Origin of the sequence: Salinicola salarius (assembly GCF_002179555.1) — a bacterium.
GTDB lineage: Bacteria > Pseudomonadota > Gammaproteobacteria > Pseudomonadales > Halomonadaceae > Salinicola > Salinicola salarius_A.
The window spans coordinates 1-8515 of record NZ_NHOU01000058.1; the positions used below are offsets into that span (position 1 = coordinate 1).

8 protein-coding genes are annotated in these 8515 nt (G+C 64.2%); 5 read left to right on the forward strand and 3 right to left on the reverse strand.

The features are described from left to right. Nucleotides 1–89 precede the first annotated feature (89 nt). Complete coding sequence (locus CCD76_RS18440; protein WP_087720981.1) at nucleotides 90–515, reverse strand: hotdog fold thioesterase; 426 nt, start codon at nucleotides 513–515, stop codon at nucleotides 90–92. A gap of 224 nt (nucleotides 516–739) precedes the next feature. On the opposite strand from CCD76_RS18440, the gene CCD76_RS18445 reads away from it, so the two are divergent. The 5 genes from CCD76_RS18445 to CCD76_RS18470 all read left to right on the forward strand — a co-directional run bounded on the left by CCD76_RS18445 (nucleotide 740) and on the right by CCD76_RS18470 (nucleotide 7637). Next, complete coding sequence (locus CCD76_RS18445) at nucleotides 740–1909, forward strand: isovaleryl-CoA dehydrogenase (RefSeq protein WP_087720982.1); 1170 nt, start codon at nucleotides 740–742, stop codon at nucleotides 1907–1909. Nucleotides 1910–2048: 139 nt separating this feature from the next. Next, a complete protein-coding gene (locus tag CCD76_RS18455; protein ID WP_087720987.1) occupies nucleotides 2049–3656 on the forward strand; it encodes a carboxyl transferase domain-containing protein in 1608 nt (535 codons plus the stop codon). Between the two features lie 105 nt (nucleotides 3657–3761). After that, entirely contained in the window at nucleotides 3762–4637 is an 876-nt protein-coding gene (locus CCD76_RS18460; RefSeq protein WP_087720983.1) for an enoyl-CoA hydratase-related protein, read from the forward strand. Then, nucleotides 4634–6724: an acetyl/propionyl/methylcrotonyl-CoA carboxylase subunit alpha gene (locus CCD76_RS18465; RefSeq protein WP_087720984.1), complete on the forward strand. Its 2091-nt coding sequence runs from the start codon at nucleotides 4634–4636 to the stop codon at nucleotides 6722–6724. Before CCD76_RS18460 ends, CCD76_RS18465 begins: the two co-directional genes overlap by 4 nt. Before the next feature lies 1 nt (nucleotide 6725). Continuing rightward, nucleotides 6726–7637, forward strand: a complete 912-nt coding sequence (locus CCD76_RS18470; protein WP_087720985.1) for a hydroxymethylglutaryl-CoA lyase — start codon at nucleotides 6726–6728, stop codon at nucleotides 7635–7637. 91 nt (nucleotides 7638–7728) lie between these two features. On the opposite strand, the gene CCD76_RS18475 is transcribed toward CCD76_RS18470, so the two are convergent. Together CCD76_RS18475 and CCD76_RS18480 are read right to left on the reverse strand one after the other, a co-directional pair. Further along, nucleotides 7729–7992, reverse strand: a complete 264-nt coding sequence (locus CCD76_RS18475) for a Txe/YoeB family addiction module toxin (RefSeq protein WP_071230511.1) — start codon at nucleotides 7990–7992, stop codon at nucleotides 7729–7731. Next, on the reverse strand, nucleotides 7989–8231 hold the full coding sequence (locus CCD76_RS18480; protein WP_087720986.1) for a type II toxin-antitoxin system Phd/YefM family antitoxin: 243 nt from the start codon (nucleotides 8229–8231) through the stop codon (nucleotides 7989–7991). Before CCD76_RS18480 ends, CCD76_RS18475 begins: the two co-directional genes overlap by 4 nt. Nucleotides 8232–8515: the final 284 nt, after the last annotated feature.

The following is an 8515-nucleotide window of genomic DNA, read 5'->3' on the forward strand; positions in this document are numbered from 1 at the left end:
GCTCATTTGATCATCCGGAACCCTACACCTACGTATTTTAGTAAAGCCGGCACGTCGAAGCTTCAGTGAAGCGAAGCCAGACGCTGAACTCATCCACGGTTGACCACCGCCATGGTCAACCGCGACATGCACACCAGCCGGCCGCGTTCGTCTTCGATGCGGATTTCCCATAGCTGAGTGGTGGCGCCGAGATGCAGCGGTCGGGCGCAGCCTTCGACCCAGCCCTCGCGCATCGCGCGAACGTGGTTGGCGTTGATCTCGAGCCCCACCGCCATCTTGTTCGGGTCCGCCAAGCAAAGATTGGCGGCGATACTGCCCAGCGTTTCCGCCAGCACCACCGAACCGCCGCCGTGGAGCAGCCCGTAGGGTTGGCGGGTTCGATCATCCACCGGCATTCGCCCGCGCAGGCAGTCTTCGCCCAGCTCGGTGAATTCGATGCCGACATGGCTGACCAACGTGTTCCGGCACTCGGCGGTGAGCGCGTTCAAGGGTGACTCGCGTTTCCAGATCGACATAGGGGCCCCGGTTTTCCCAAGTAGAAGTGAACGTTTCCAGACGCCTGTCTTACCACATTGACGCTAACGTCAGTCCACTCGAATTGTTGGCCTCCAGAACGAGCGAATTCGGTTCGCCATTCCACCCTAGACCATGGTCGAGGGGCTCTAGCCGCCCCTGTAAATTGACGTTAACGTCAACGTACTAAGACAGAGAAGCTGTACCCGACAGCGAGGATGCCACCATGCACGCCCCCTACACCGAGCTCGATTTCGGCCTCGACGACACGCTCAACATGCTGCGCGAGCAGGTCAACGCCTTTGCCCGCGACGAGATCGCCCCGCGCGCGGCCCAGATCGACCACGACAACGCCTTTCCCAATGAGCTGTGGCAGAAGTTCGGCGACATGGGCCTGCTGGGTATCACCGTCAGCGAAGAAGACGGCGGCAGCGGCATGGGCTATCTCGCCCACTGCATCGCGATGGAGGAGATCTCCCGGGCCAGCGCGTCGGTGGGTCTTTCCTACGGCGCCCACGCCAACCTCTGCGTCAACCAGATCAAGCTCAACGGCAGCGCGGAGCAGAAAGCCAAATATCTGCCCCGGCTGATCAGCGGCGAGCATGTCGGCGCCTTGGCGATGTCCGAGCCCGGCGCGGGGTCGGACGTGGTCTCGATGAACCTGCGCGCCGAGAAGCGCGGCGACAGATACGTGCTCAACGGCAACAAGATGTGGATCACCAACGGCCCGGATGCCGACGTACTGGTGGTCTACGCCAAGACCGACCCGGACGCCGGCGCCAAGGGCATCACCGCGTTTCTGATCGAGAAGGATTTCGCCGGCTTTTCCACCGCGCAGAAGCTCGACAAGCTGGGCATGCGCGGCTCCAACACCTGCGAGCTGGTGTTCCGGGATTGTGAAGTGCCGGCGGAAAACGTGCTGGGCGAGGAGAACCGCGGCGTTCGCGTGCTGATGAGCGGGCTCGATTACGAGCGCACCGTGCTCGCCGCCGGCCCGGTTGGCATCATGCAGGCGTGCCTGGACGTGGTGGTGCCTTACGTTCACGAGCGCAAGCAGTTCGGCCAGTCGATCGGCGAGTTCCAGCTGGTGCAGGGCAAGCTCGCCGACATGTACACCACCCTCAATGCCTGTCGTGCCTATCTGTATGCCGTCGCTGGTGCCTGCGACCGGGGTCGGGTCAGCCGCAAGGACGCCGCCGGCGTGATTCTCTACTGCGCCGAAAAAGCGACCCAGATGGCGCTCGACGCGATCCAGTTGCTCGGCGGCAACGGCTATATCAACGAATACCCCACCGGACGGCTGCTGCGCGACGCCAAGCTCTACGAGATCGGCGCCGGGACCAGCGAGATCCGGCGGATGTTGATTGGGCGTGAACTGTTCAACGAATCGGCTTGACCCCAGCCACGAGCCACGAGCCACGGGCTCCGGGCCACGAGCGGCTCGAAGCTCGAAGCTCGAAGCTCGAAGCTCGAAGCTCGAAGCTCGAAGCTCGAAGCTCGAAGCTCGAAGCTCGAAGCTCGTCAGAGGATATTCCATGGCAGTGCTAACCACCCAGATCAACCCCCGCACGGACACCTTCCAGGCCAACGAGGCGGCGCTGCGTGGCGAAGTCGACAAGCTGCGCGAGCTGACCGCGTCGATCGCCCAGGGCGGCGGCGACAAGGCCCGCGAGCGGCATGAATCTCGCGGCAAGCTGTTCGTGCGCGACCGGATCGACCATCTGCTCGACGAGGGCTCGCCATTTCTGGAGATCGGCGCGCTGGCGGCGCACGAGGTCTACGATTCCCCCGTGCCTGCGGCTGGAGTCGTCGCGGGAATCGGGCGCATCAGCAGCGTGGAGTGCGTGATCGTCGCCAACGACGCCACGGTCAAGGGCGGCACCTACTTCCCGCTAACGGTGAAGAAGCATCTTCGCGCTCAGGAGATCGCGCGCAAGCACCGGCTGCCCTGCGTCTATCTGGTCGACTCCGGCGGTGCCTATCTGCCCGAGCAGGACGAGGTCTTCCCCGACGTCGACGACTTCGGCCGCATCTTCTACAACCAGGCCACGCTTTCCGCCGCCGGCATTCCGCAGATCGCCGTAGTGATGGGCTCCTGCACCGCCGGCGGCGCCTACGTGCCGGCGATGGCGGACGAATCGATCATCGTCCGCAATCAGGGGACGATCTTCCTCGGCGGCCCGCCGCTGGTGAAGGCCGCCACCGGCGAGACGATCAGTGCCGAGGATCTGGGCGGCGCCGACGTTCACGCCAAGATCAGCGGTGTGGTCGACCATTACGCCGAGAACGACGCCCATGCGCTGCAGCTCGCCCGCCGCGCCGTATCGCGGCTGAATTGGCACAAGCGCGGTCAGCTGGCGATGCGCGAATCCCGCCCGCCGCGGCTCGATCCGTCGGAGCTCTACGGCATCGTCGGCACCGACCTGCGCAAGCCGTATGGCGTGCGCGAGGTGATCGGGCGGCTGGTGGACGATTCCGACTTCGACGAATTCAAGCGCTACTACGGCGACACCCTGGTCACCGGCTTTGCCCACTGGTGCGGCCATCCGGTAGGCATCGTCGCCAACAACGGCGTGCTGTTCTCGGAATCCGCCCAGAAAGGCGCGCACTTCATCGAACTCTGCGCCCAGAGACAGATCCCGCTGATCTTTCTGCAGAACATCACCGGCTTCATGGTCGGCTCCAAGTACGAGCAGGAAGGCATCGCCAAGCACGGCGCCAAGCTGGTCACCGCCGTGGCCTGCGCCAAGGTGCCCAAGTTCACCGTGCTGATCGGCGGCAGCTTCGGCGCTGGCAACTACGGCATGTGCGGCCGCGCCTATGACCCGAACCTGCTGTTCATGTGGCCCAACGCGCGCATCTCGGTGATGGGCGGCGAGCAGGCCGCCAACGTGCTGGCCCAGGTGAAACGCGAGCAGCTCGAACGCGACGGCAGCGACTGGCCGGAAGACGAGGAAGCGGCGTTCAAGGCACCGATTCGCGACCAGTACGAACGCCAGGGCCACCCGTACTACGCCAGCGCCCGACTGTGGGACGACGGCTTGATCGACCCGCTGCAGACTCGCGACGTGATCGGATTGGCGCTGTCAGCCGCGATGAATGCGGAGATCGAAGAGACAAGATTCGGCGTGTTTAGGATGTAGGCGCTTCGCGCCCGGCCACGAGCGACGGGCAGCGAGCCACGAGCAGTTCGAAGCTCGAAGCTCGAAGCTCGAAGCTCGAAGCAAACATGATCATGAGAGGTCGCCATGGCAGCCATATCCGATAGCTTCACCCATTTGACCATCGATGCCCGCGGCGTCGCACGGCTGACGTTGGACCGCCCCGAGGTGCACAACGCCTTCGACGATGCGTTGATCAAAGAGCTCAACGCCCATCTCGAACGCCTGCACGCGCTGGCCGAACGTAGCGAGGTGCGGGTGGTGGTGCTGGGCTCCGACGGCAAGCACTTCTCCGCCGGGGCGGATCTCAACGGCATGAAGCGCATGGTCGACTTCAGCTTCGACGATAACCTCAAAGACGCCCGCGAGCTGGCACGGCTGATGCAGAAGCTGGACGCGCTGCCCTGCCCGACCCTGTGCCGCGTGCAGGGCGCGGCCTACGGCGGCGCGGTGGGGCTCGCCGCCTGCTGCGATGTGGTGATCGCGTCCGACAAGGCGAGGTTCTGCCTGTCGGAAGTGCGTATCGGCCTGTCGCCGGCAGTGATCAGCCCCTATGTCCAGCGCGCCATCGGCCCGCGTCAGATGCGGCGCTACGCGCTCACCGCCGAGGTGATCGACGCCGCCACCGCGCAGGCGCTGGGGCTGGTTCACGAGATCGTCGGTGCCGACGCGAATCCCGACGCACTGGATGGCCGCATCGACCAGATGATCGACCAACTGCTCGCCGCCTCGCCCCAGGCCCAGCGCGCCACCAAGGCCCTGCTCGCCGAGGTGGCCCGCGAGCCCGACAGCGACGCCACCCGCGAGACCACCTGCCGCACCATCAGCGAGCTGCGCGTCAGCGCCGAAGGCCAGGAAGGGCTCGCCGCCTTCTTCGACAAGCGCCCGCCCGCCTGGCAACGCATGGGTGGTGCCAACGGGGATCAGGACGGCAACACGGATAACAAGGAATCGCGCTCATGAGCCTGACAAATGCGCCTCGCCCGCTACGATCGGTGCTGATCGCCAACCGCGGCGAGATCGCCTGCCGCGTGATGCGCACCGCCCGCCGCCTGGGGCTTCGCACCATCGCCGTCTATTCCGATGCCGACGCCAACGCGCGCCACGTGCGCGAAGCCGACGAGGCCGTGCGTCTCGGCCCTGCACCCGCGCGGGAGAGCTATCTCGATATCGACAAGGTCATTGCCGCCGCCAAGCTCAGCGGCGCCGACGCCATTCATCCGGGTTACGGGTTTCTCTCCGAGAATGCCGAATTCGTCGCCGCCTGCGAGGCCGCCGAGATCGTTTTCGTCGGCCCGCCGGCCAGCGCCATCGCCGCAATGGGTGACAAGGCGTCGGCCAAGGCGCGCATGGCCAACGCCGGCGTGCCGCTGGTGCCCGGCTACCATGGCGAGGCCCAGGACGATGCCCTGTTGAGGGAGGAAGCCGGAAAGATCGGCTACCCGGTGCTGCTGAAAGCCAGCGCTGGCGGCGGTGGCAAGGGCATGCGCGTGGTCGAATCCGACCGCGAGTTCCAGGCCGCGCTCGACGGCTGCCGCCGGGAGTCCCGCGCCGCGTTCGGTGACGAACGCATGCTGATCGAGAAGTACCTGACCCAGCCGCGCCACGTCGAGGTTCAGGTGTTCTGCGATAGCCAAGGCAACGGCGTCTACCTGTTCGAGCGCGACTGCAGCGTGCAGCGCCGCCATCAGAAAGTGCTGGAAGAAGCCCCGGCGCCGAATCTATCCCCCGCGCTGCGTCAGGCGATGGGCGAGGCCGCCGTGCGCGCCGCCCAGGAGATCGGCTACGTCGGCGCCGGGACGGTGGAGTTTCTGCTGGATGCCGCCTCTGAAACCTCTTCGAGCGAAGCGGTGCATTTCTACTTCATGGAGATGAACACTCGCCTGCAGGTCGAGCATCCGGTGACCGAGATGATCACCGGCGAGGATCTGGTCGAATGGCAGCTGCGAGTGGCCGCCGGGCTGCCGCTACCCAAAGCCCAGGATGAGCTGACGCTGACCGGCCACGCCATCGAAGCGCGGCTCTACGCCGAAGACCCGGACAACGACTTTCTGCCCGCCACCGGCACGCTCGAACGTTTCGGGCTCGACCCGAACGCCGGCGGCCTTGCGCCCGAACGCGTGCGTCTGGATAGCGGCGTCGAAGCCGGTGATGACGTCTCGATGCACTATGACCCGATGCTGGCCAAGCTGATCGTCCACGGCGAGGATCGCGGCCAGGCCCTGGCGGAGATGGATCGCGCGCTGGCAGCGCTGGATGTCTCCGGCGTGACCACCAACCGGCGCTTTCTGCAGCGCCTGGTGACGCATCCGGATTTCATCGCCGCCCGGCTCGACACCCGCTTTATCGAACACCACCACGATGATCTGTTCGCGAATGAACCGGTCACCGACGCGGACATTGCCCGCGCCGCGCTGGTGGCGCTCGACCGGCTGGATCGAGCCAGCGATGAACGTTCTCCGTGGGAGCGCAGTGACGGCTGGCGACTCAACGCCCCGCAGCATGTTCGACTGGCGTTTGCCGAAGCCGAAGGCACGCCACCGATCCCCGTGGTCGCAACACGCTCTGCATCGCACTCAACTTGGCAACTGAGCGTGAATCGGAATGGAGAAGAGTCGAATCACTACGAGGGGAAGTTGCAGCGGCTCGACGGCGACGCCGTGGCGATCACGCTGGATGGCCATCGCCGTCGCCTGCTGGCGCGCACCGAACTATCGGCCGGGGGCGAAACGATCATCCTCACCGCCGCCGGCTTCGAGTCCCGCCTGATCTGGCGGCGCTCGGATCGGGTCGATCATCTATCGCATGAGGTCGCGGCCAAACTGAGCGCCCCCATGCACGGCACCGTGGTGGCGCTGCTGGTCGAACCCGGCCAACCGGTCGAGAAAGGCACGCCGCTGGTGGTGGTGGAAGCGATGAAGATGGAACACACCCTGAGCGCCCCCGCCGCCGGCGCGGTGGAAGCGTTTCACTTCAAGGTGGGCGACGCCGTGGCGCAGGGGGATGAGCTATTGGCGTTCGCCAGTGCCGAAGCGACTGAGGGGGTGTGAGATGGGTATGCCGAAACGGGTGAGTATCGTCGAAGTCGGCCCACGAGACGGACTACAGAACGAAGCCGAACCCATCACCACCGCCGCCAAGCTGGAACTGATCGACCGGCTCGGCGCGGCGGGACTCAAACGGATCGAAGCGGCGAGTTTCGTCTCGCCCAAGTGGGTGCCGCAGATGGCGGATCACCGCGAGGTGATGACCGGCATTCGCCGCCGGCCGGGCGTAGTCTACTCCGCGCTCACGCCCAATCTGAAAGGGCTGGAAGCCGCGCTCGAGTGCGGCGTCGAGGAGGTCGCCGTCTTCGCGGCGGCCAGCGAAGCGTTCTCGCAAAAGAACATCAACTGCTCCATCGTCGAGTCGCTGGATCGCTTCGCTCCGGTGATCGAACGCGCCCGTGAAGCGAACGTGCGCGTGCGCGGCTATGTCTCCTGCGTGCTTGGCTGCCCGTATGAAGGAGAGGTCGCCCCAGCTCGGGTCGCCGAAGTCTCCACAGCGCTATATGAGATGGGCTGCTACGAGGTTTCGCTAGGCGACACCATCGGCGTCGGCACCCCGCTAAAAGCGAAACGCCTGCTCGAAGCCGTCGCGCACGACATTCCGATGAACAAGCTCGCCGCCCACTTCCACGACACTTACGGCCAGGCACTGGCCAATCTTTACGCCGTGCTCGAGGAAGGCATCGGCGTGATCGACAGCGCCGTCGCCGGCCTCGGCGGCTGCCCCTATGCCAAGGGCGCCACCGGCAACGTCGCCACGGAAGACGTTGTCTACCTGCTCAACGGCCTGGGTATCGAGACCGGCGTGGATCTGGATAAGCTGGCAGAGACAGGGGTGTGGATAACACAAACCATCGGCAAGCCGAATCGGTCGAAGGTGGGTGTGGCGTTGGCGGCAAACAGCTCATCGCATTAGCTTGGCTCGTGTATCTACGAAGCCGTGCTCAGACGCGAGATTGGCACCCAAGCGGTGGAGAAATTGCCAGACAACCGCGACTGGTCATGAATTATTCGTAGTGGCTCCAGAGCCTGAGAACCTTCACCACCCGCTCGTCTTCGATCACTTGATAGACCAGACGATGTTGGATATTGATGCGGCGTGAATAGGCCCCGGTGAGATCACCAATGAGCTTCTCAAACGGAGGTGGCTTGCGGTAAGGGTCTTCCGCAATCAGCGCCAGCAATTCCTGGGCTTTTGGCTTGAGACCGCTGGAGGCCAGTTTCTTCGCGTCTTTCTGGGCTTGCTTGGTGTAAACCAACCTCCATGTCACCAGTCCAGCTCCTCATCGCATTCATCCACGGAAGTTTCCATTCCCTCACGAATAGACTCGCGCATACCTGGCACGGAGAGCAGATAAAGCGTTTCCTGAATGGCCGACCAGTCTTCTTCGGAGACCAGAACCGCTTTGTTCCGCTTACCCATGATGACGATGGGTTGATGGGATTCGGCGGTTTCATCGATCAACCGATAGAGATTGCTACGCGCCTCAGTGGCTGTGATTCCGGTCATGACGCATCTCCTGCTTGTTCAACTGATATCAATGTACGCCTTTAGGTACGTACGTCAAGACGAACGACACGCATCAGCCGACCGCCAGCGATGGCACAAGCTGTACTGGCCCGGCGGATTCCTGCACCACCGCTTCGGCAATGGTGAGTGGCATGGAGCTGGACCAGTTGGCGTTGATCGAGGTGTGAATAGCACAAACGATTGGGAGACGAATTGGTCGAGGGAGTGGCATGGAGCCCAATTAGCGTTCTGATAACCCCGGCTTATTCATGAGGCCGGCCCGA